The following is an 18,815-nucleotide window of genomic DNA, read 5'->3' as shown; positions in this document are numbered from 1 at the left end:
GACAACAGCACATTTGAAGTGAACCTGATCGTACCGATCGCAATGCAGCCGGGACTGCGCTTCGCAGTACGCGAAGGCGGCCGCACGGTAGGCGCAGGCGTCGTTACTGAGATCATAGACTAGCAGCCCCAGGAGGGGAATATTTTGGCAAAAAAAATCCGTATTAAACTAAAAGCCTTTGACCACCGTGTACTCGACGCCTCTGCGACACAGATCGCCGAGACGGCTGAGCGCACAGGTGCGAGAGTGTCCGGGCCGGTACCTCTTCCGACAGAGATCAAAAAGTTCGATATCCTCATGTCCCCCCACGTTGACAAGGACGCACGCGAACAGTTTGAGATCAGGACACACAAGCGTCTGATAGATATAGTCGATCCGACACAGAAGACAATGGAAGCACTTATGGAGCTTAACCTGCCTTCCGGTGTCGATATACAGATCAAACTGTAGAGGTTTGGTCTGAAAGGAGTGAAACGCTAATGAGCATGGGGATTCTGGGCCGCAAGGTAGGGATGACCCAGGTCTTCGACGAAGAAGGCAAGGCAGTGCCCGTAACAGTTATTGAGGCAGGACCTTGCTCCATCGTTGAAATCCGGACACCTGAAAAAAACAGTTACAGCGCAGTGCAGCTCGGTTTCGGAGAAGTCAGGCCCGTTAAGGTGAACAAGCCAATGAAGGGCTACTTTGAGAAGCAGGGCACGACACCCAGGCGCTGGCTGAGGGAGTTCCGCGTTGAGAATACCGCGGACTACCAGGTGGGACAGGAGATCACCGTTTCTCTGTTCCAGAACGGCGAAATTGTTGATGTTACAGGCATCAGCAAAGGTAAGGGGACCGCAGGCGTCATGAAACGCCATGGCTTTGGCGGCGGAGCAGGAAGCCACGGTGCTTCCGTCAACCATCGTCATCCCGGTTCCATCGGATGCAGCAGTTATCCCGGCCGCGTTATCAAGGGCCGGAGGATGGCGGGTCACATGGGAAGCGAGCGCGTAACCACCAAAAATCTTACGGTTTTTGCAGTGGACGAGGAGAACAGCCTTATACTCATCAAAGGTTCTGTTCCCGGAGCGCGCGACAGCCTCGTAATGATCCGTAAAACAGCGTAAGTAGGGAGGCAGAAGACAATGCCTGTTGTAAAAGAAGTCAATTTTAAAGGCGAGGTAATCGGAGACTTTGAGCTCTCGGATGCCGTCTTCGGAGCCCCTGTCCATGTGCCGGCTATGCATCAGGTAGTAGTTGCGCACCTGGCTAATTGCCGTGTAGGTACACACAACGCTAAAGACCGCGGAGATGTCCGCGGCGGCGGCAAAAAGCCCTGGAGACAGAAACACACGGGTCGTGCCCGCGCAGGCAGCTCACGTTCGCCCGTCTGGGTAGGCGGCGGTGTTGCTCATGGTCCGCACCCGAGAGACTATCATCAGAAGGTCAACAAGAAGGTCCGTCGTCTTGCCCTGTGCAGCGCCCTGACTCTCAAGGTCCAGGAAGAGAGCATGATGGTCCTTGATCGTTTTGACATGGATGCACCGAAGACAAAGATAATGCTCGATTTCCTCACCGCCATCGACAGCGGCAAGAAGCCCCTCTTTGTCCTTCATGAGACGAACATGGCAGTTGTCAAATCGGCTGCGAACATACCCGGAGCGGAAGTTCTGCATGTCGACAGCATCAACGTCTACGACCTTCTCAACCACGATCGGCTGATTGCGACTCCTGAGGCTGTCAAAAAGCTCGAGGAGGTGTTCGGTTAATGAACGCAGTAGCACATGATATTATTGTCCGCCCGATAATCACAGAAAAGACAAGCCGGTTGATGGAACTTGGACAGTACACATTTGAAGTGCTTCCCAAAGCGAACAAGATCGAGATACGCAAGGCTGTCGAGGAAGTTTTCAAAGTCAAAGTCGTAAGAGTAAATACGATCCAGGTCCGTTCCAAACCGAAGCGGATGGGTGCCTTTTTGGGTCGTTCACGTTCCTGGAAGAAAGCGGTAGTTACACTTGCAAAAGGCGAAAAGATCGCATTCTTCGAGGGCGCAAGCGCCTAGGCAGAAAGGGGTTAACCAGAGATGGGTATAAAGAAATTTCGTCCCACCACACCCAGCCGCCGCCACATGGCAACGCCTGACTATTCTGAAATCACGAAGGCAAAGCCGGAGCGGAGCCTGGTTGTAACGTTAAGCGAGAAATCGGGACGCAATAACAACGGACGCATTACGATGCGTCACCGCGGCGGCCGCGGAAGGATCAAGTATCGTATCATCGATTTCAAAAGGGACAAGCAGGGAGTACCCGGAAAAGTCGTCTCGATCGAGTACGATCCCAACCGTTCAGCCCGCATTGCGCTGATCTCTTATCTTGACGGAGAGAAACGCTATATTATCGCTCCTGTGGGACTTGCCGTAGGCGACAGCGTAGTCGCCGGCAAGGATTCCGACATTCGTCCCGGAAACGCGCTCAAACTTAGGGACATCCCCGTTGGTACGGTGATACACAACGTGGAACTTGAACCGGGGCGCGGCGGAGTACTCGTTCGTTCGGCAGGAGCATCAGCACAGCTTATGGCCAAAGAAGGCAAATATGCCTTTGTCCGTATGCCAAGCGGAGAACTGCGGCTAGTACTTCTTGAGTGCATGGCCACAGTAGGTCAGGTCGGAAACGAAGAGCATGAAAATGTGATTTACGGAAAAGCCGGAAGAACTCGTTGGCTTGGGATCCGTCCGCACGTTCGCGGCATGATCATGAACCCGGTAGATCATCCGATGGGCGGCGGAGAAGGAAAGAGCAAGTCACACAAGCATCCGGTATCCCCGTGGGGTACGCCGGCGAAGGGCTACCGCACCCGCAAGCGTAAGTCTTCGGACAAGTTCATTGTCCGCCGCCGTAAGAAGTAACCCGGGTTTGTAGGAGGGAATACAGAGATGGCTCGTTCACTTAAAAAGGGACCCTACGTAGATCCGAAACTTCTGCGTAGGATCGAGGACATGAACGAATCGGGGAAAAAGCTCGTTATCAAAAGCTGGTCACGCCGTTCAAGCGTTACTCCCGAAATGGTCGGTCATACGATAGCGGTACACAACGGCCGCATTCATGTACCTGTTTACATAAGCGACAATATGATTGGGCACAAGCTCGGCGAATTCGCACCGACCCGTAAGTTCGGCGGTCACGCCGGACAGGAACGCTCCACGAAAGTCAAGAAGTAGGAGGGGCAGGGTCATGGAAGTCAAGGCAACAGCCCAGCAGGTCCGTATATCAGCTACCAAAGTACGCCAGGTACTTGCTCTCATCAGGGGCAAAAAAGCTTCTGACGCTTTGCTGGTCCTTAAGTACACTCCCAACAAGGGGGCACGTGTAGCAGAAAAAGTCCTTAAGAGTGCGATAGCAAACGCTGAACACAATTACGGACTTGATATGGACAAACTCGTAGTTAAGGAAGTAATGGCGGATCAGGGAAGTTACATGAAGCGCTTCCGTCCTGTTTCAATGGGACGCGCGCATGCTTTCAGACACCATACGTGCCACGTTTCAGTGGTCGTATGTGAGAAATAAGGAGGGGTGACGGTGGGTCAGAAAGTTCACCCGGTAGGTTACAGGATTGGTGTCATCTACGATTGGGAATCCCGCTGGTACGCAGACGGAAAAAAATATGCCAAATACCTGCACAATGACCTCGAACTGAGGGAATGGATCAGGAAACGCTGGGATAAAGCAGGCGTAAGCCGTGTGGAGATCGAGCGTATTGGAAACGTCATGCGTTTTACAGTTTGGACCGCCCGGCCTGGTGTAGTTATCGGCAAGCAGGGTGCAGAGATACAGGCAGTTCGTGAGGAGCTCCAGGCTAAGACCGGAAGCCGGGTAATGATCAACATCCAGGAGATCAAGAACCCTGATGCGGAAGCACAGGTAGTGGCAGAGGGAGTCGCTGCGTCACTTGAGCGCAGGATCAGCTTCCGCCGCGCAATGAAACAGTCTATCTTCCGCTCGATGAAATCGGGCGCAAAAGGAATCAAGATCCAGTGCGCAGGCCGTCTCGGCGGAGCTGAGATCGCTCGCACGGAATGGTATCTTGAAGGACAGCTGCCGCTTTCGACACTCAGGGCGGACATCGACTACGGTTTCGCCGAAGCTCATACGATCTACGGCGTCATCGGCATCAAAGTCTGGATCTACAAAGGCGAAGTAATGGAGCGCAAACCTGTAATGGAAGCCGTTCCTGCTCATCAGGAGAGGGGGTAACATCTGATGCTTTCTCCGAAAAGAGTCAAGTACCGCAAGCCTCACCTTACACCCCTCCGCGGATATGCAAAGGGAGCAACGAAGGTGGATTTCGGCGAATTTGGGCTTCAGGCGTGTGAGAACGGCTGGATCACCGCCCGTCAGATCGAGGCTGTCCGTGTTGCGATCAGCCGCAAGATGAAAAAAGGCGGAAAGATATGGATCAGGATCTTCCCCGATCGCCCGGTAACGGAAAAGCCTCTTGAAACACGTATGGGTAAGGGTAAGGGAAACGTCGAATACTGGACCGCTGCAGTAAAGCGCGGCCGTGTGATGTTTGAAATAGCAGGTGTGCCCCGTGAGACAGCCGAAGAGGCTTTCCGCACGGCATCCTTCAAACTGCCCATCAAGGTAAAAATGTTAGCCCGAGAGGGAGCAGGTGAATAGTATGGATCCCAAGGAACTTAGAGATCTCAGCATATCTGAGCTTAACGACAAACACAGACAGTATAAGGAAGAGCTGTTCAACCTCCGTTTCCAGAACGCCATAGGACAGTTGAACAACTCAGGCCGTATCAGAGAGGTCAAAAAGACAATTGCCCGCGTACTGACGGTAATCACCGAAAAGGAAAAGGGTATCGATCGTTCAGGAGCAAGGAGGTAGCCGGAGATGGAATCAAAGAAGATCAATCGCAAAGTCCGCACCGGCGTGGTGGTCAGCGACAAAATGGAAAAGACTATAGTTGTTCGCGTAGACCGTATGGCAAAGCATTCACTTTATGGCAAACCGGTCCTCCGGTCCAAAAAGTTTATGGCTCATGACGAGGCCAACGACTGCCGCATTGGCGACAAGGTAATGATAGCGGAAACACGCCCTCTCAGCGCGCACAAACGCTGGGAAGTAGCGCAGATAATCGAAAGAGCTCCCGTACTGGGCGCAAAACCGGAAGACGAGGAGGCATTGTAAGTTATGATCCAGCTTCGTACAGTGCTAAACGTGGCCGACAATTCAGGCGCAAAGAAGATCCTCTGCATCCAGGTCAAAGGCGGCAGCTTTCATAAGACAGGTACGGTGGGCGATGTCATAGTCGCCTCGGTCCGTGAGGCCACACCGAATGCCAACATCAAAAAAGGCGACGTAGTAAAGGCAGTCATCGTCAGGACGAAAAAAGAGATCCGCCGCAAGGACGGATCGTATGTTCGCTTCGATGACAACGCCGCAGTCGTCATCGACAACAACGGAGATCCCAAGGGAACCCGTATATTTGGTCCTGTAGCCCGGGAACTTAGAGAGAAGAAATACATGCGAATAGTCTCTCTTGCTCCCGAGGTAGTGTAGGGGGTAACAGCTCATGTCCAAGATGAGAATCAAAAAAGGGGATCGTGTCCGTGTCGTTTCCGGGAAGGATGCCGGCAAAGAGGGCAAAGTCCTCCGCAGGGATCTTCAGAAAGACACTATAGTCATCGAGAACGTCAACATGGTGACCAAAAGCGCACGTCCGACACAAAAGGATCCGCGCGGCGGATTTGTCAAAAAGGAAGCGCCCCTGCATGCATGCAAAGTAATGCTCGTGTGCCCCTCCTGCGGCAAACCTACGCGTGTAAGCCGCGCCTATCTTGACAGCGGCAAAAAAGTCCGCGTCTGCAAGCAGTGCGGCGAGATAGTCGACAAGGTCTAAGGAGGGACAACTATGACACCGCGTCTTTTGACAAAGTACAGTGAGGACGTCCTTCCGAAGCTGAAAGAACAGTTCGGATACAAGAACGTCATGGAGATCCCCCGCCTGGTAAAGGTCGTCATCAATATCGGCGTAAACGAAGCAAAGCTGGACAATAAGTACATGGATGCTTCGATCAACGAGCTGACGATAATTTCCGGACAGAAACCCATGATGAAAAGGGCGAAAAAATCCATTGCGGGTTTCAAAGTCCGCGAAGGCATGCCGGTCGCGTGCTGCGTAACGCTGAGGGGCCCCAGGATGTGGGAATTTGTAGACCGCCTGATCAGCATAGCGCTTCCGCGTATCAAGGACTTCCAGGGTATATCAAAGAGGGGTTTTGACGGCAGGGGCAATTACAACCTCGGCCTGAAAGAGCAGCTCCTTTTCCCTGAAATAGACTACGATAAGGTAATTCGTCAGCGCGGAATGAATATCACGTTCGTTACGACCGCGAAGGCGGATGAGGAAGCCCAGGCTCTGTTGGCCGAACTGGGCATGCCCTTCGCCCGTTAGGAAGGAGTATACTTATGGCCCGTAAAAGCTTGGTAAACAAATCAAAGCTTGAACCGAAGTTCAAAGTGAGAAAGTATAACCGCTGCCCCCTGTGCGGACGTCCGCATGGGTATATAAGAAAGTTCGACATGTGCCGCTGCTGTTTCCGCAAGCTTGCGCGCGAGGGCAAGATCCCTGGCGTAGTCAAGTCGAGCTGGTAGGCAAGTGGGCGTGGAAGGGAGGATCCTTTAATGCATATTACCGATCCTGTCGCGGATATGCTCACACGCATTAGGAATGCGAACGTTGTCTATCATGAAATGGTGGACATGCCTCTTAGCAAGATGCGCCTCGAAATGGCGCGCATCCTTAAAGAGGAAGGCTATATCCGCAACTACAAGACGATCAATGATTCAAAGCAGCCGATGCCCATACTCAGGGTGACCATGAACTATGGACCGGCGAAGGAACGCGTGATCCAGGGACTGCGCAGGATAAGCAAGCCCGGACGCCGTATTTACGTTGGCAAGGACGAGCTTCCCAAAGTAATGGGCGGCCTCGGGATCGCCATGATATCAACATCAGCAGGGCTTATGACCGACGCAGAAGCGCGCAAGCGCGGACTTGGCGGCGAAGTCGTATGCTATGTATGGTAATGGGGGTGGCATAGGTGTCTAGGATAGGACGTAAACCGATACCGCTTCCAAAGGGAGTAGAAGTGAAGATCGACGGCAGCCGCGTCTCCGTAAAGGGTTCCAAAGGTATCCTTGAGATGGATGTGATGCCTCAGATCAAAGTTGAACAGGAAGATGCGAAACTGGTCGTTACCCGCGAGAGCGAAATAAAGACAGTCCGCGCCGCACACGGTATGACAAGGGCGATCCTGAACAACATGGTTACCGGGGTAAGCAGCGGGTTTGAAAAAGTACTTGAGATCGTCGGAGTCGGCTACCGCGCTCAGATGCAGGGCAAGAACCTTGTCCTGAGCCTTGGCTTTTCACATCCCGTAGAGGTCGAACCGCCGGCAGGCATAGAATTTGCATGTGAAAGCCCGATCAAGATAGTCGTACGCGGCATAGACAGGCAGCTTGTCGGACAGGTCGCGTCAAACATACGCGAGTATCGTCCTCCCGAACCTTACAAAGGCAAGGGCATAAGGTACTCCGGTGAATTCGTGATACGCAAGGCCGGCAAGGCCGGCGCCAAGAAGTAAGGCGAGGTGAAGGACGTTGATCAGTAATCGCAGTCGCAACAAAATGCGGGAGCTCCGCCATCGTCGCCTCAGGAAACATCTCTCAGGCACTGTCGAGCGTCCCCGTCTTGCAGTATTCGGAAGCCTTAAGCATATATACGCCCAGGTTATCGATGATGTACAGGGAAGAACACTTGTGTCGGCTTCAACGATGGAGCAGACATTCAAAGACTTGAAGGGCACAGGAAACCAGGAAGCTGCAAAAGCTGTTGGCAAGCTGATCGCAGAACGTGCTCTGGCCCAGGGTATCAGTGCTGTCGTTTTTGACCGCGGCGGACATGTCTTTCACGGCAGAGTCAAGGCCCTGGCAGAAGCGGCGCGTGAAGCCGGCCTGAAGTTCTAGGAGGAGGCAGAGAAACGTGGCGAAGGATACACCTAGCAATAAAACCTATAGCAGCAGGGGCCTTGAGCTTTCAGAGCGCATAGTATCCATCAACAGGGTAAGCAAGGTCGTCAAAGGCGGAAAGAGGTTCCGTTTCAGCGTACTTGTAGTTGTCGGAGACGGCGTGAGCCAGGTAGGTCTCGGCATCGGCAAAGCCAAGGAAATTTCTGAGGCAATGCGCAAAGGTATAGAGCATGCAAAGAAGAACATGATCGACCTTAAGAAGGTCGGACATACCATTCCGCATCCTATAGTCGGAAAGTTCGGAGCCGCCGAGGTAATGCTCCGCCCTGCAGCGCCCGGTACCGGAGTTATCGCCGGCGGAGCTGTCCGTGCGATCATGGAGCTTGGCGGAGTAAAAGATATCCTGACCAAGGTCATCGGAAGGACCTCCAACCCGATCAATGTTTCCTATGCGACAATGTCTGCCGTCAAAAACCTGAGGACTCCCGAAGAGATCCGAAGGCTGCGCGGCAAGGACCGCAAGGAAGCGTAGGAGGTAGATCGAAATGGCAAAAGTAACCATTACGTGGAAAAAAAGCACGATCGGCCGCCCTCCCCGTCAGGAGAGGATAATCAAGGCCCTCGGCTTTCACAGGCTGAACGACACAGTCTGTCACGAAGCCACTCCGCAGATAATGGGAATGGTCAACTCCATTCCCCACCTGCTGGAGTGGAATGTAGAGGAATAGGGAGGTACTGACATGAATCTTCATGATCTGTGTCCCGCAGAGGGTTCACGTAAAAAGAAGAAACGTCTTGGTCAGGGCCTTGGCAGCGGTAAAGGCAAGACCGCGGGCAAAGGGCACAAAGGACAGAAGGCCAGAGCCGGAGTATCGATCAAGGCTAACTTTGAAGGCGGCCAGATGCCTCTTGCCCGCCGTATCCCAAAACGCGGATTCAGCAATTACCGTTTTGCGGTGAGATATGAAATAGTCAACATTTCTGATCTCGAAGACCGCTTCGAGAACGGCTCTGAAATTACAGCAGAGAGCCTTTACGCTCTCCGCCTGATCTCAGGTGCAGACAAACCGGTCAAGATACTCGGGGTCGGTGAACTTTCAAAGAACTTTACAGTGCACGCTAACGCCTACAGCGCATCGGCTGCAAAAAAGATCGAAGCAGCCGGCGGAAAGGCAGAGGTGATCTAAGTGTTAGATTCCTTCCGGGATGCCTTCAGACTGCCTGACCTTAAGCGGCGGATACTCTTTACCCTGGCCGCGTTGTTCGTTTACAGGCTGGGAGCGCACATGCCGACACCGGGTGTCGACGCGGCAGCTCTCGGCAAGCTTTTTGAGCAGGGCGGCGTTTTGGGTTTCCTGGACCTCTTTGCAGGAGGCGCACTCAGCAGATTCAGCATATTTGCACTCGGTGTGACCCCGTACATCAACGCAAGCATTGTCATGCAGCTGCTCACAGTTGTGGTGCCGAGCCTTGAAAAGATGCAGAAAGAGGGAGAGGAAGGGCGTAAGAAGGTAGTTCAGTACACACGCTACGGAACTATAATCTTCGCGCTTATTCAGGCAGTCGGAATGACGGGCTGGCTCAGGAATCTCGGGATATTTACAGGCAGCTGGATGGATATAGCACTTGTTGCCGTAACACTTACGACCGGCGCGGTGGCTGTCATGTGGCTCGGAGAAGTAATGTCCGACCATGGCATCGGAAACGGCATATCACTCCTTATCTTTGCAGGTATAGTCGCAAGGATACCGGAAGCGATAATAAGGACCTTCACGCTTGTAAGGCTTGGAGAGATGAACATTCTGATAGTGCTGCTGGCAGTCCTTGTAATGGTTGCCGTAATAGCAGGATGTGTAATGCTCCAGGAAGGGCAGCGCCGTCTCCCGGTGCAGTATGCCAAGCGCATGGTCGGGAACAAAATGTACGGAGGACAGAGCAGCTTTATACCTCTGCGAGTAAACACAGCGGGAGTCATACCGATAATCTTCGCGTCATCGGTACTGCTCTTCCCTTATACCATTGCCGGCCTTTTTCAGCATGGTATCGCACAGGCGGTCCAGAGTGCATTCAGCCCCAGCAGCCCCATCTACATGATACTTTACGTGGCGATGATAATCTTCTTCTCGTACTTCTACACTGCGGTAGTCTTCAAGCCTGAAGACATTTCGACGAACATGAAGAAGAACGGCGGGTTCATCCTGGGTATACGCCCGGGCAGACCGACAACAGACTATATCGAAAAAGTCATGGGACGCATAACTCTTGGCGGAGCGGTCGCGCTAGCGGTAGTGGCCGTCGTTCCCACAATGATGACAGGGCTGATGAATATCAACACCTTCTATTTCGGCGGAACTGCCGTGATAATAGTGGTCGGTGTTGCCCTTGACACGGTACATCAGATAGAAGGCCAGCTTATAATGCGTCATTACGAAGGTATCCTGAAGCGCCGCGGAGGCAAGACAGGCGGCCTTCTGAGAATGTAATTCGGAGGTTTGTTATGCGGATCATACTGATCGGAGCCCCGGGTTCAGGAAAAGGAACTCAGGCTGAGAGCATCAGGCAGAAATATCCCATTGCCCACATATCCACAGGAGACATACTCAGGGCCAATGTCAAGGCCGATACCGAACTTGGCAGGAATGCAAAAGGATATATGGAAGCCGGAAAACTTGTGCCTGACGAAGTGATAGTTGCAATGGTAGAGTCAAGGCTGCAGGAACCTGACTGTGAAGAAGGGTTCCTGCTGGACGGATTCCCGAGGACCAGACCTCAGGCTGAAGCGCTTGACTCTATGCTGAAAAAACTCGGCATATCACTTGATGCGGTCATCCAGCTTGAAGTAGATGACGACGTCGTTGTGCAGAGGCTTACCACAAGAAGGGTATGCAAATCTTGCGGTGAGATCTATAATATGATCTTTAAGCCGGCAAAGGTCGAAGGAGTCTGTGACAAGTGCGGCGGAGAAGTGATCCAGCGTGATGACGACAAAGAAAGCGTCATCCGCAACCGCCTTACCGTCTTCCACGAACAGACAGCACCTTTGATCGATCATTACCGAAGCAAAGACATTCTTTTTTCTGTCGATGCAGCCGGTGGAAAGGATGTTGTTCTGAAGCTTCTGGAAAAAATGAAGGGCGAAGATCGATGATCACCTTTAAAAGCGATCGGGATCTTGAAAAAATGCGCCATGCCGGACGTATTGTCGCTGATATCCTCAGGCTTATGAAAGACATGGTGAGACCGGGTGTTGACACCTATACTCTGGACCTGGCGGCTGAGGCCCTTGTCATGAAAGAGAACGCCAGGCCGGCGTTCAAGGGTTACAGGGTCCCATGGGTATCCACACCTTTTCCCGGCACTATCTGCGCCTCTGTGAATGATGAGATAGTACACGGGATACCTTCTAAAGAGAGAGTGCTTCAGGACGGCGATATCATCAGCATTGACACAGGGGTATCTTACAGCGGTTTTTTCGGAGATGCTGCCTGCACCTTTGCAGTAGGCGAAATAAGCGAAGATCGGCAGCGGCTGCTCGATATAACGCTTGAGTCGCTGCACAGGGGAGTCAATGCGGTGAGAGCAGGCGCGACGCTTGGTGACATAGGTCATGCCATAGAGAGCTTAGTTATACCTTCCGGTTTCGGTCTGGTAAGGGATTACGCAGGACACGGAATAGGCAGAAGGCTGCACGAAGCGCCGCAGGTACCAAACTACGGAAGGCCGGGCAACGGTATTACATTAAAGGCCGGCATGACCTTCTGTGTTGAACCGATGGTAATGTCGGGGAGTGAAGAGGTCAAAAACCTCTCAGACAACTGGACTGTAGTAACAGCTGACGGCAGCGATGCAGCTCATTTTGAACACAGTCTTCTTGTTACCCCTGACGGAGCGGAGATACTGACGCCATGGGAGTGACCCCCGGCTTGATCGAAGGGTCCCTGAAGACGGGCGATGTGGTCTTTGTGCGCCGCGGAAAGAACAACGGAAAACAGTTTGTAGTGGTGGGAATTGAAAGTGAGACACGGGTCTTCATAGCTGACGGCAGAAATTACCCCGTCGAGAAGCCTAAAAAAAAGAACGTGAAGCACCTTCAAAAGAGACTAATGAATCTCAAAGATGTGGCTGGGCGTGTTGCTGGCGGGAAACCTCTGGACAACGGCTGGTTGGCACAGAAAGTTTCCGTGATTCTGGATGACGGCGACACATCTTGGAGACAGGGAGGTTGAGGCTGCTGCATGGCCAAAGAAGAGGTTATTGAAGTAAAAGGCAAGGTAGTGGAGCCACTGCCCAACGCCATGTTCCAGGTAGAACTGGAGAATGGCCACAAGATACTGGCTCACGTTTCTGGAAAAATGCGCATGCATTTTATTAGGATCCTTCCGGGAGATCGTGTTCTGCTTCAGCTTTCGCCCTATGACCTGACACGCGGGCGGATCACATACAGATACAAGTAGAAGAGATTTTTGTTTTGGTTCCCTTAAAAGGGATTTTCAGTATTTCTCAAGGAGGTCTGCATTAATGAAAGTAAGACCGTCGGTAAAGACGATTTGTGAGTATTGCAGGATAATCAAACGCCATGGCGTCGTTCGCGTGATATGCAGCAGAAATCCGCGTCACAAACAGCGCCAGGGAGCAAGGAGGTAGCAGGATGGCTCGTATAGCCGGCGTCGACCTGCCGCGTGAGAAGAGGATCGAAATCGCCCTCACCTACATTTTCGGAGTAGGTCCGGCAGTTGCGCAGCAGATAATCACAACAACTGGCATCGACCCCAACACAAGGGTGAAAGACCTGACTGAAGAGGAAGAGCAGAAGCTGCGCGCAGAACTTGAAAACAACCACAAGGTTGAAGGTGACCTTCGCCGTGAGATAGCAATGAACATCAAGCGTCTCATGGATATAGGTTGCTATCGCGGTCTCAGACACCGCCAGGGTCTTCCTGTCCGCGGTCAGAGGACCAAGACGAACGCCCGTACACGCAAGGGTCCGAAGAGGACAGTCGCGGGCAAGAAAAAAGCCACGAAATAAGGCTTGACCAAGGAGGGAACAACAGGTGGCAAAACGCGTACAGCGTAGTCGTAAACGTAAAGAGAGAAAGAATGTCAGCTATGGCGTAGCGCATATTTTTTCTACGTTCAACAACACCATAGTGACGCTTACAGACAAACAGGGCAATGCACTTTCGTGGGCTTCCGGCGGCAACGTCGGCTTTAAGGGGACCCGTAAGTCAACGCCCTATGCAGCTCAGATGTCAGCGGCTCAGGCAGCAAAGGTTGCTCAGGATAACGGAGTAGTCGAGATCGATGTTATCGTAAAGGGCCCCGGACCGGGCCGCGAATCAGCGATACGTTCGCTTCAGGCAGCCGGACTTCAGGTCAATGTCATCAAAGATGCAACCCCTATCCCGCACAATGGCTGCCGCCCGCCCAAGCGGCGCCGCGTGTAGGCAACAAAGGAGGTAAAAGACTGGTATGAGCAGATACACAGGACCTGTCTGCAGGCTTTGCCGTGCAGAGGGGACGAAGCTCTTTCTTAAAGGAGACCGCTGTTATACGGAGAAATGCGGTCTTACGAAGCGTAATTCAAGGCCGGGTCAGCATGGTACCCGCCGCGGCAAAATGAGCGAATATGGACTCCGTTTGAGGGAAAAGCAGAAGCTTCGCCGTTTTTACGGACTCAACGAGACCCAGTTCAGCACAATATATGAAAAGGCATCAAATCTTCCGGGACAGACAGGCCATAATTTCCTTCAGCTCCTTGAGCGCAGGATCGACAACGTCGTCTATCGCCTCGGCTTTGGTGTCAGCAGGAGCCAGGCAAGACAGCTGGTAGCTCACGGGCATTTCACGGTCAACGGCCGCAAGCTCGACATCCCCAGCGCACTTCTTAAGCCGGGAGATGTAGTGGCTGTCGCAGAAGGAAGCAGGGAGGTAGTCCTTCTGAAGGAAAATTCTGAGGCAGCGGCAGTGCGCAGCATTCCTGCCTGGCTATCCTTCAGCCCTGATTCCATGACAGGCAATGTTCTGACAGTGCCTATCCGCGAGCAGATCGAAGTACCTGTTAACGAACAGCTGGTTGTTGAATTCTATGCCCGTTAGGGAAACGAAAGGTGGGGGAGAATATGGAGCATGATCGCCATGAGATCATAGTACAGGAATCCACCCCGTCATACGGCAAAATTACCATTGAACCGCTGGAGATCGGTTATGGGGTAACTCTGGGCAACTCGCTTCGCAGAGTTCTGCTCTCTTCTATCAGTGGTGCTGCTATTGTTGCTGTGCGTATTGAGGGGGTTCTCCATGAGTTCAGTACAATCCCGGGCGTCAAAGAGGATGTGATCGAACTTTTGGTAAACCTTAAACATATTCCCGTACGCTGTCATTCTTCGGCTGTCACGACGCTCAGGCTTGAAGTAAAAGGGCCAAAGTCGGTCACAGCCGCAGATATCGAACCGGACAGCGAAGTGGAATTCCCGGATCCGGAGGCATATATCTGCACCCTGGAAGAAGGCGCATCTATGGTAATGGATCTTTATGTGGGCACAGGGACAGGGTATTTGCCCATTGACCGTCCCAGAGCTTCCTACCTGCCCGTGGACGCGCTTCAGACTGATGCGCTCTATTCGCCTGTAAAGAGGGTCAAGTATGATATCCAGGACAAGCGTATGGGCCAGAGGACAGACTATGACAGCCTTACACTTGAGATCTGGACTAACGGGGTAGTATCCCCTGAATCGGCTGTGATACAGGCAAGCAGGATACTGAAGGGATACTATTCCTCCATAGTCGATTCGCTTGCCGGCCCGGGAAGCAGTGCGCTGGAAGAGATAATCAAGGGCGAGGAGAACGCAAAGAACGTCTCCGGCACCTCCGGTATCGATAAACAGCCAGTAATGGCAGGTTTCCCGATGGGCGAAAATTCCATCTACTCAAGGCCCGTCCGAGACCTGGAACTCTCTGTACGGAGCGAGAACTGCCTCCTTCGCGGCGGAGTTCACATAATAGGCGAGCTGGTTTCGAGAACGAGGGAAGATCTTCTCAAAATACGCAACCTTGGCAAGATATCGCTCAGGGAGATAGAAGAGAAGCTTGCAAAATTCGATCTTAATCTAAGCGGAGACATAAGTTCTCCGATAGATGACATAGTCGAAACGAACGAAGAGAAACAGAAGGAGGAAATTTAAATGAGACACCGCGTGACAACAAGGCGGTTGGGACGCTGCAGCTCCCATAGGTGGGCCATGCTCGGGAATATGGCAGCCAGTCTCTTCATTGAGGGCAGCATAGTGACTACAACGACCAGGGCAAAGGAAGTTCGCAGAGTAGCCGAAAAGCTTATCACCAAAGCTAAATCAGGCAGCCTCAACGACCGTCGTCTCGTCGTGGCACGCTTACCGCATAAAGAGGCTGTTACAAAGCTTTTCAATGAACTTGGACCCAAATATGCTGACCGCAACGGCGGCTATACAAGGATAGTCAAACTTGGCGCCCGTGTTGGCGATGCTTCCGAGATGGCGGTTATACAGCTGGTCGATTAGTTTAATGAGTTCAGGTACGACCCTTTGTCTCGAGGGCGCGGAATTCCAGTATCCGGAGACCGAAAAAAAGGTTCTTAAAGGCATCGATCTGGAAATCCGCGCCGGCGAGTGGATGGCACTCCTCGGGCCCAACGGGTCCGGAAAGTCTACTTTGCTGAAATTGTTCAATGCCCTGCTGCTTCCATCGCAGGGCCGTTGTTTTATTGACGGCATGGATACAAAGAACGCAGACAATACTGAGATCATCAGGTCAAAAGTATCCATGGTCTTCCAGAACCCGGAAGACCAGATCGTGGCTTCCGTGGTGGAAGAGGACACCGCTTTCGGACCGGAAAACCTGGGATTCCCGTCCGACGAGATCAAATCAAGAGTAAAAGAAGCGCTTCTCGGAGCGGGGCTCTGGGAGAAGAGAAAGCATACCGTCTCCTCCCTCTCCGGAGGGCAGAAACAAAGGCTTGCCCTTGCCGGCGTCCTTGCCATCCGGCCGGGCGCCCTTTTGCTCGACGAAGCGATGTCAATGCTTGACCCGGCATCCAGAAGATCTTTTCTTGATCTTGTTAAGCAAGAGCACGATTCAGGGTGTACTGTCGTCCAGGTGACGCACAGACTGGACGAGACAGCTCTTTCAGACAGAACTGTTGTTGTCGCAGAGGGAAAAATACAATGGCAGGGCGGGACAGAAGAATTTTTGTCCATGGAAGAGCGCAGACTGAGGGAGATGGGGTTTGCAAAACCTCCGCTCACAGTGCTTAGGGAAGAGCTTGCAAAAAACGGGATCGTACCTCCGTCGACAAAGTCCGATATCAGTGAAATAAGGGAAAAACTATGTCTCTCACTGTAAATGACCTTTCATATACCTATAACAGGGGGCTGCCTACAGAAGCAGCCGCACTAAAAGGCATTTCATTCGAGGCGGAAAAGGGAGAGATCCTTTCGATCGTGGGCCATACCGGAAGCGGAAAATCAACGCTTGCCATGCACCTCAACGGCCTTATAATACCCCAGTCCGGTGAGGTCTCTGTCGACGGTATGTCAATAAAAAAGAATTCGGCTGACCTGAGGAAGATACGCCAGGCAGTAGGGCTTGTATTCCAGTATCCGGAACAGCAGATATTTGCTGAGACGGTCCGCGAAGAGATCTCATTCGGACCCTCTAACTGGGGCCTCAGCGGAGATGTCCTTGAGGAGAGGATATTTGCTGCCATGGACCTGATAGGGCTTGACCGATCTTTTGCGCCGGCTAATCCCTTCATGCTTTCAGGAGGGGAGAAGAGAAGGGTCGCGATAGCCTCGGTACTGGCCTCGGATCCCGACTATCTTGTGCTCGACGAACCTTCTGCAGGGCTTGATTTTAATGGCCTATGCGAACTTACGTCGCTTTTAAGAGCCATGTCCAAAAATGGCAAATGTGTCATCCACATCACGCATGACCTGGAACTTGCGCTGGATATCAGCGACAGGATACTGATAATATCCGATGGCGATGTTACCGCATTCGGCTCTCCTTTGGAAATATCCGAAATACTCTCCGATATTTGCGTTAAAGGCCTCATACTTCCCGATATACTGTCTTTATCTTTTGAACTGAAAAAAAAAGGCCGGATAAATAAAATCACCTCTGACCCGTTCGAACTGGCAGAGGAGATAAGGGCGTCAGGAACAGCATGCCGCTGATCAGGGGCATGGCGCTGGGCCAGTATATCCCGGCCGACTCATTCATACACAGGCTGGATCCCCGCAGCAAGCTCCTGATCACTGTACTGTCAATGATCCTGATCTTTCTGACAAAAAGCTTTCCGGCCATGGCCCTGTGGGCCTCTCTCATTTTCATCCTGGCAAAGATCTCAAAGATACCGGCTGCATCGCTCCTGCGCTCGGCAAGGCCTATATTGATACTGATAATATTTACTTCCGTCCTTCATATTTTCTTCACGGGAGGAAGCACGGTCATTTTTTCAATAGGGCCCCTAAAAGCAAGCACAGAAGGGACGATCACCGCATTTCGGACGGGACTGAGGCTTTACCTGCTCGTCCTGTTCACAGCCCTTCTCACTTTCACCACCAGCCCTTCAGAACTCTCGGACGGACTGGAGGCGGCTTTCGGCCCTCTGTCCCGTTTTGGCTTCCCTGCTCATGAGGTGGCAATGATGATGACTATAGCGCTGAGGTTTATACCGACTCTTTTTGAAGAGACGGAGAGGATAATAAACGCCCAGGTCTCAAGAGGGGCTGATTTTGAAAGCGGCGGCCTGCTAAAAAGAGCCAGGGCTTACATCCCGGTCCTTATCCCGCTCTTTGTCCTCGTATTCAAGCGGGCGGACACACTTGCCTCCGCAATGGAGGCAAGGTGTTACAGGGGAGGAAAAGGCAGGGTAAGGATGTATCCCCTCATCTGGGGGAGTCCTGAAAACAAGGCCGTCTTGTCCTTTGCCATCTTCTCGGCTGCGGTATTGTTTTTGAACAGGTGGACATGATGGCGACAAGGTATGCTGCTGAGCTCAGTTACAACGGGGCGTCCTACTCAGGGTGGCAGATCCAGCCTGACAGTCCCTCTGTGCAGGAAGCGGTGGAAAAGGTGCTCTCGATGCTGGACAAGAAACCGGTCTCCGTTACGGGGGCAGGGAGGACTGATTCGGGAGTGCACGCCAGAGCCCAGGTATGCAGCTTCGACATGTCAAGTGAATGGGACGAATACAGGCTGCTGATGGCTCTCAACGCGAATCTCCCGCAGGGGATCACGGCCATGAGGCTGACAAAGACACGGCCAGAATTCCATGCGAGGTATGACGCAGCCGGCAGGGAGTATATATATTTCATGTGGACCGGGAAGACGATATACCCCCATATCGAACCTTTTGTCCATTGGATCAGGGGAAGCGGCCAGGACTGGAGCCTTGCGGCAAGAGCATGTCCTTTGCTTGAGGGAGAGCATGATTTTACAAATTTCTGCAGAGCATCGAATTTACCGGACGATCCTGTAAGGACGATGTACAGAGTCAGACTGCGCAGGCGGGGAGACCTGATGTGGCTTCGGATAAAAGGAAACGGTTTTCTGACGAACATGGTAAGGATGATAATGGGCGACCTTGAGCTCATCGCAAAGGGTGAACGCAGACCCGAGTGGCTGCTCTCCCTTTTGTTGCCCGGTTTTGATAAGAGTACCGCAGGGAGGACCTTTCCGCCGAACGGGCTTTTTTTGTGGAGGATAGACTACAGGGAGCCTTTATGGAATAGCCACAACGGCTGTCTATGATG

Annotated in this window: 37 protein-coding genes; all 37 read left to right on the top strand. The window is 52.5% G+C overall.

Annotation, left to right across the window (positions count from 1 at the left end; all coding sequences use genetic code 11):
• Nucleotides 1–123, top strand: a 123-nt coding sequence (tuf, locus tag OLM33_08725; protein ID MCW1713740.1) for an elongation factor Tu, incomplete at its 5' end; no start/stop codon positions are given.
• 18 nt (nucleotides 124–141) lie between these two features.
• Entirely contained in the window at nucleotides 142–450 is a 309-nt protein-coding gene (rpsJ, locus tag OLM33_08720) for a 30S ribosomal protein S10 (protein MCW1713739.1), read from the top strand.
• A gap of 29 nt (nucleotides 451–479) precedes the next feature.
• On the top strand, nucleotides 480–1,106 hold the full coding sequence (gene rplC, locus OLM33_08715) for a 50S ribosomal protein L3 (GenBank protein MCW1713738.1): 627 nt from the start codon (nucleotides 480–482) through the stop codon (nucleotides 1,104–1,106).
• Nucleotides 1,107–1,124: 18 nt separating this feature from the next.
• Nucleotides 1,125–1,748 (top strand): 50S ribosomal protein L4, encoded by a 624-nt coding sequence (gene rplD / locus OLM33_08710; GenBank protein ID MCW1713737.1) that lies wholly within the window; start codon nucleotides 1,125–1,127, stop codon nucleotides 1,746–1,748.
• Nucleotides 1,748–2,044, top strand: a complete 297-nt coding sequence (gene rplW, locus OLM33_08705) for a 50S ribosomal protein L23 (protein ID MCW1713736.1) — start codon at nucleotides 1,748–1,750, stop codon at nucleotides 2,042–2,044. The genes rplD and rplW overlap by 1 nt, the downstream gene beginning before the upstream one ends.
• 21 nt (nucleotides 2,045–2,065) lie before the next feature.
• A complete protein-coding gene (gene rplB / locus OLM33_08700) occupies nucleotides 2,066–2,890 on the top strand; it encodes a 50S ribosomal protein L2 (protein MCW1713735.1) in 825 nt (274 codons plus the stop codon).
• 27 nt (nucleotides 2,891–2,917) lie between these two features.
• The gene (gene rpsS, locus OLM33_08695; protein ID MCW1713734.1) at nucleotides 2,918–3,202 is read left to right on the top strand and encodes a 30S ribosomal protein S19; all 285 of its coding nucleotides are present in this window, start codon (nucleotides 2,918–2,920) and stop codon (nucleotides 3,200–3,202) included.
• A gap of 13 nt (nucleotides 3,203–3,215) precedes the next feature.
• The gene (gene rplV / locus OLM33_08690) at nucleotides 3,216–3,548 is read left to right on the top strand and encodes a 50S ribosomal protein L22 (GenBank protein ID MCW1713733.1); all 333 of its coding nucleotides are present in this window, start codon (nucleotides 3,216–3,218) and stop codon (nucleotides 3,546–3,548) included.
• A 12-nt stretch (nucleotides 3,549–3,560) separates the two neighbouring features.
• Nucleotides 3,561–4,235 (top strand): 30S ribosomal protein S3, encoded by a 675-nt coding sequence (gene rpsC / locus OLM33_08685; GenBank protein MCW1713732.1) that lies wholly within the window; start codon nucleotides 3,561–3,563, stop codon nucleotides 4,233–4,235.
• 6 nt (nucleotides 4,236–4,241) lie between these two features.
• On the top strand, nucleotides 4,242–4,661 hold the full coding sequence (gene rplP, locus OLM33_08680; GenBank protein MCW1713731.1) for a 50S ribosomal protein L16: 420 nt from the start codon (nucleotides 4,242–4,244) through the stop codon (nucleotides 4,659–4,661).
• 1 nt (nucleotide 4,662) lies between these two features.
• A complete protein-coding gene (rpmC, locus tag OLM33_08675) occupies nucleotides 4,663–4,878 on the top strand; it encodes a 50S ribosomal protein L29 (protein MCW1713730.1) in 216 nt (71 codons plus the stop codon).
• A 6-nt stretch (nucleotides 4,879–4,884) separates the two neighbouring features.
• Nucleotides 4,885–5,181 (top strand): 30S ribosomal protein S17, encoded by a 297-nt coding sequence (gene rpsQ, locus OLM33_08670; protein MCW1713729.1) that lies wholly within the window; start codon nucleotides 4,885–4,887, stop codon nucleotides 5,179–5,181.
• A gap of 3 nt (nucleotides 5,182–5,184) precedes the next feature.
• Nucleotides 5,185–5,553: a 50S ribosomal protein L14 gene (gene rplN / locus OLM33_08665; protein ID MCW1713728.1), complete on the top strand. Its 369-nt coding sequence runs from the start codon at nucleotides 5,185–5,187 to the stop codon at nucleotides 5,551–5,553.
• Between the two features lie 13 nt (nucleotides 5,554–5,566).
• The gene (rplX, locus tag OLM33_08660; protein ID MCW1713727.1) at nucleotides 5,567–5,893 is read left to right on the top strand and encodes a 50S ribosomal protein L24; all 327 of its coding nucleotides are present in this window, start codon (nucleotides 5,567–5,569) and stop codon (nucleotides 5,891–5,893) included.
• Between the two features lie 12 nt (nucleotides 5,894–5,905).
• Nucleotides 5,906–6,448: a 50S ribosomal protein L5 gene (rplE, locus tag OLM33_08655; protein MCW1713726.1), complete on the top strand. Its 543-nt coding sequence runs from the start codon at nucleotides 5,906–5,908 to the stop codon at nucleotides 6,446–6,448.
• Nucleotides 6,449–6,462: 14 nt separating this feature from the next.
• Entirely contained in the window at nucleotides 6,463–6,648 is a 186-nt protein-coding gene (locus OLM33_08650; protein MCW1713725.1) for a type Z 30S ribosomal protein S14, read from the top strand.
• 30 nt (nucleotides 6,649–6,678) lie between these two features.
• A complete protein-coding gene (rpsH, locus tag OLM33_08645) occupies nucleotides 6,679–7,083 on the top strand; it encodes a 30S ribosomal protein S8 (GenBank protein ID MCW1713724.1) in 405 nt (134 codons plus the stop codon).
• Nucleotides 7,084–7,097: 14 nt separating this feature from the next.
• Complete coding sequence (gene rplF / locus OLM33_08640; GenBank protein MCW1713723.1) at nucleotides 7,098–7,640, top strand: 50S ribosomal protein L6; 543 nt, start codon at nucleotides 7,098–7,100, stop codon at nucleotides 7,638–7,640.
• A gap of 16 nt (nucleotides 7,641–7,656) precedes the next feature.
• A complete protein-coding gene (rplR, locus tag OLM33_08635; GenBank protein ID MCW1713722.1) occupies nucleotides 7,657–8,022 on the top strand; it encodes a 50S ribosomal protein L18 in 366 nt (121 codons plus the stop codon).
• Between the two features lie 16 nt (nucleotides 8,023–8,038).
• Nucleotides 8,039–8,557, top strand: a complete 519-nt coding sequence (rpsE, locus tag OLM33_08630) for a 30S ribosomal protein S5 (protein MCW1713721.1) — start codon at nucleotides 8,039–8,041, stop codon at nucleotides 8,555–8,557.
• 13 nt (nucleotides 8,558–8,570) lie between these two features.
• Nucleotides 8,571–8,753 (top strand): 50S ribosomal protein L30, encoded by a 183-nt coding sequence (gene rpmD, locus OLM33_08625; protein ID MCW1713720.1) that lies wholly within the window; start codon nucleotides 8,571–8,573, stop codon nucleotides 8,751–8,753.
• A gap of 12 nt (nucleotides 8,754–8,765) precedes the next feature.
• Nucleotides 8,766–9,212 (top strand): 50S ribosomal protein L15, encoded by a 447-nt coding sequence (rplO, locus tag OLM33_08620; protein MCW1713719.1) that lies wholly within the window; start codon nucleotides 8,766–8,768, stop codon nucleotides 9,210–9,212.
• On the top strand, nucleotides 9,213–10,508 hold the full coding sequence (gene secY / locus OLM33_08615) for a preprotein translocase subunit SecY (protein MCW1713718.1): 1,296 nt from the start codon (nucleotides 9,213–9,215) through the stop codon (nucleotides 10,506–10,508).
• Nucleotides 10,509–10,522: 14 nt separating this feature from the next.
• Nucleotides 10,523–11,173: an adenylate kinase gene (locus tag OLM33_08610; protein MCW1713717.1), complete on the top strand. Its 651-nt coding sequence runs from the start codon at nucleotides 10,523–10,525 to the stop codon at nucleotides 11,171–11,173.
• Nucleotides 11,170–11,940, top strand: a complete 771-nt coding sequence (gene map, locus OLM33_08605) for a type I methionyl aminopeptidase (protein ID MCW1713716.1) — start codon at nucleotides 11,170–11,172, stop codon at nucleotides 11,938–11,940. The genes OLM33_08610 and map overlap by 4 nt, the downstream gene beginning before the upstream one ends.
• 8 nt (nucleotides 11,941–11,948) lie before the next feature.
• Entirely contained in the window at nucleotides 11,949–12,251 is a 303-nt protein-coding gene (locus OLM33_08600) for a KOW domain-containing RNA-binding protein (GenBank protein MCW1713715.1), read from the top strand.
• A 9-nt stretch (nucleotides 12,252–12,260) separates the two neighbouring features.
• Nucleotides 12,261–12,479 carry a translation initiation factor IF-1 gene (infA, locus tag OLM33_08595; protein ID MCW1713714.1) on the top strand — a complete coding sequence of 73 codons (219 nt, stop codon included), beginning with the start codon at nucleotides 12,261–12,263 and terminating at the stop codon, nucleotides 12,477–12,479.
• Nucleotides 12,480–12,543: 64 nt separating this feature from the next.
• Nucleotides 12,544–12,669, top strand: coding sequence for a 50S ribosomal protein L36 (rpmJ, locus tag OLM33_08590; protein ID MCW1713713.1), 126 nt, complete (start codon nucleotides 12,544–12,546; stop codon nucleotides 12,667–12,669).
• A 4-nt stretch (nucleotides 12,670–12,673) separates the two neighbouring features.
• Nucleotides 12,674–13,051, top strand: coding sequence for a 30S ribosomal protein S13 (rpsM, locus tag OLM33_08585; protein ID MCW1713712.1), 378 nt, complete (start codon nucleotides 12,674–12,676; stop codon nucleotides 13,049–13,051).
• A gap of 25 nt (nucleotides 13,052–13,076) precedes the next feature.
• Nucleotides 13,077–13,469 carry a 30S ribosomal protein S11 gene (gene rpsK, locus OLM33_08580; protein MCW1713711.1) on the top strand — a complete coding sequence of 131 codons (393 nt, stop codon included), beginning with the start codon at nucleotides 13,077–13,079 and terminating at the stop codon, nucleotides 13,467–13,469.
• A 25-nt stretch (nucleotides 13,470–13,494) separates the two neighbouring features.
• Nucleotides 13,495–14,121, top strand: coding sequence for a 30S ribosomal protein S4 (gene rpsD, locus OLM33_08575; protein ID MCW1713710.1), 627 nt, complete (start codon nucleotides 13,495–13,497; stop codon nucleotides 14,119–14,121).
• 23 nt (nucleotides 14,122–14,144) lie between these two features.
• Complete coding sequence (locus tag OLM33_08570) at nucleotides 14,145–15,206, top strand: DNA-directed RNA polymerase subunit alpha (GenBank protein MCW1713709.1); 1,062 nt, start codon at nucleotides 14,145–14,147, stop codon at nucleotides 15,204–15,206.
• Complete coding sequence (rplQ, locus tag OLM33_08565) at nucleotides 15,207–15,560, top strand: 50S ribosomal protein L17 (protein ID MCW1713708.1); 354 nt, start codon at nucleotides 15,207–15,209, stop codon at nucleotides 15,558–15,560.
• Nucleotides 15,561–15,564: 4 nt separating this feature from the next.
• Nucleotides 15,565–16,401 (top strand): ATP-binding cassette domain-containing protein, encoded by an 837-nt coding sequence (locus OLM33_08560; protein MCW1713707.1) that lies wholly within the window; start codon nucleotides 15,565–15,567, stop codon nucleotides 16,399–16,401.
• Nucleotides 16,386–17,234 carry an ATP-binding cassette domain-containing protein gene (locus tag OLM33_08555; GenBank protein ID MCW1713706.1) on the top strand — a complete coding sequence of 283 codons (849 nt, stop codon included), beginning with the start codon at nucleotides 16,386–16,388 and terminating at the stop codon, nucleotides 17,232–17,234. The genes OLM33_08560 and OLM33_08555 overlap by 16 nt, the downstream gene beginning before the upstream one ends.
• Entirely contained in the window at nucleotides 17,225–18,034 is an 810-nt protein-coding gene (locus tag OLM33_08550; protein MCW1713705.1) for an energy-coupling factor transporter transmembrane protein EcfT, read from the top strand. The genes OLM33_08555 and OLM33_08550 overlap by 10 nt, the downstream gene beginning before the upstream one ends.
• The gene (truA, locus tag OLM33_08545; GenBank protein ID MCW1713704.1) at nucleotides 18,034–18,813 is read left to right on the top strand and encodes a tRNA pseudouridine(38-40) synthase TruA; all 780 of its coding nucleotides are present in this window, start codon (nucleotides 18,034–18,036) and stop codon (nucleotides 18,811–18,813) included. The genes OLM33_08550 and truA overlap by 1 nt, the downstream gene beginning before the upstream one ends.
• Nucleotides 18,814–18,815: the final 2 nt, after the last annotated feature.

It is taken from the genome of Synergistaceae bacterium DZ-S4 (assembly GCA_025943965.1).
Classification (GTDB): domain Bacteria; phylum Synergistota; class Synergistia; order Synergistales; family Synergistaceae; genus Caenicola; species Caenicola nitritireducens.
The sequence above is the reverse complement of the archived record's forward strand: the minus strand, read 5'-3'. Positions and strand labels throughout refer to the sequence as shown.

Bases quoted from the DNA above. Each gene is read 5' to 3' on its own strand.
- truA (MCW1713704.1), top strand. From the start codon at position 18,034: ATGGCGACAAGGTATGCTGCTGAGCTCAGTTACAACGGGGCGTCCTAC.
- rpmJ (MCW1713713.1), top strand. From the start codon at position 12,544: ATGAAAGTAAGACCGTCGGTAAAGACGATTTGTGAGTATTGCAGGATA.
- rplN (MCW1713728.1), top strand. From the start codon at position 5,185: ATGATCCAGCTTCGTACAGTGCTAAACGTGGCCGACAATTCAGGCGCA.
- rplE (MCW1713726.1), top strand. From the start codon at position 5,906: ATGACACCGCGTCTTTTGACAAAGTACAGTGAGGACGTCCTTCCGAAG.
- infA (MCW1713714.1), top strand. From the start codon at position 12,261: ATGGCCAAAGAAGAGGTTATTGAAGTAAAAGGCAAGGTAGTGGAGCCA.
- rpsS (MCW1713734.1), top strand. From the start codon at position 2,918: ATGGCTCGTTCACTTAAAAAGGGACCCTACGTAGATCCGAAACTTCTG.
- OLM33_08550 (MCW1713705.1), top strand. From the start codon at position 17,225: ATGCCGCTGATCAGGGGCATGGCGCTGGGCCAGTATATCCCGGCCGAC.
- rpsQ (MCW1713729.1), top strand. From the start codon at position 4,885: ATGGAATCAAAGAAGATCAATCGCAAAGTCCGCACCGGCGTGGTGGTC.
- OLM33_08555 (MCW1713706.1), top strand. From the start codon at position 16,386: ATGTCTCTCACTGTAAATGACCTTTCATATACCTATAACAGGGGGCTG.
- rpsM (MCW1713712.1), top strand. From the start codon at position 12,674: ATGGCTCGTATAGCCGGCGTCGACCTGCCGCGTGAGAAGAGGATCGAA.
- rpsD (MCW1713710.1), top strand. From the start codon at position 13,495: ATGAGCAGATACACAGGACCTGTCTGCAGGCTTTGCCGTGCAGAGGGG.
- OLM33_08650 (MCW1713725.1), top strand. From the start codon at position 6,463: ATGGCCCGTAAAAGCTTGGTAAACAAATCAAAGCTTGAACCGAAGTTC.
- rplP (MCW1713731.1), top strand. From the start codon at position 4,242: ATGCTTTCTCCGAAAAGAGTCAAGTACCGCAAGCCTCACCTTACACCC.
- OLM33_08560 (MCW1713707.1), top strand. From the start codon at position 15,565: ATGAGTTCAGGTACGACCCTTTGTCTCGAGGGCGCGGAATTCCAGTAT.
- rplQ (MCW1713708.1), top strand. From the start codon at position 15,207: ATGAGACACCGCGTGACAACAAGGCGGTTGGGACGCTGCAGCTCCCAT.
- rplC (MCW1713738.1), top strand. From the start codon at position 480: ATGAGCATGGGGATTCTGGGCCGCAAGGTAGGGATGACCCAGGTCTTC.
- rpsH (MCW1713724.1), top strand. From the start codon at position 6,679: ATGCATATTACCGATCCTGTCGCGGATATGCTCACACGCATTAGGAAT.
- OLM33_08570 (MCW1713709.1), top strand. From the start codon at position 14,145: ATGGAGCATGATCGCCATGAGATCATAGTACAGGAATCCACCCCGTCA.
- rplD (MCW1713737.1), top strand. From the start codon at position 1,125: ATGCCTGTTGTAAAAGAAGTCAATTTTAAAGGCGAGGTAATCGGAGAC.
- rplW (MCW1713736.1), top strand. From the start codon at position 1,748: ATGAACGCAGTAGCACATGATATTATTGTCCGCCCGATAATCACAGAA.
- rplB (MCW1713735.1), top strand. From the start codon at position 2,066: ATGGGTATAAAGAAATTTCGTCCCACCACACCCAGCCGCCGCCACATG.
- map (MCW1713716.1), top strand. From the start codon at position 11,170: ATGATCACCTTTAAAAGCGATCGGGATCTTGAAAAAATGCGCCATGCC.
- rpmD (MCW1713720.1), top strand. From the start codon at position 8,571: ATGGCAAAAGTAACCATTACGTGGAAAAAAAGCACGATCGGCCGCCCT.
- rplX (MCW1713727.1), top strand. From the start codon at position 5,567: ATGTCCAAGATGAGAATCAAAAAAGGGGATCGTGTCCGTGTCGTTTCC.
- rpmC (MCW1713730.1), top strand. From the start codon at position 4,663: ATGGATCCCAAGGAACTTAGAGATCTCAGCATATCTGAGCTTAACGAC.
- rplV (MCW1713733.1), top strand. From the start codon at position 3,216: ATGGAAGTCAAGGCAACAGCCCAGCAGGTCCGTATATCAGCTACCAAA.
- rplO (MCW1713719.1), top strand. From the start codon at position 8,766: ATGAATCTTCATGATCTGTGTCCCGCAGAGGGTTCACGTAAAAAGAAG.
- OLM33_08610 (MCW1713717.1), top strand. From the start codon at position 10,523: ATGCGGATCATACTGATCGGAGCCCCGGGTTCAGGAAAAGGAACTCAG.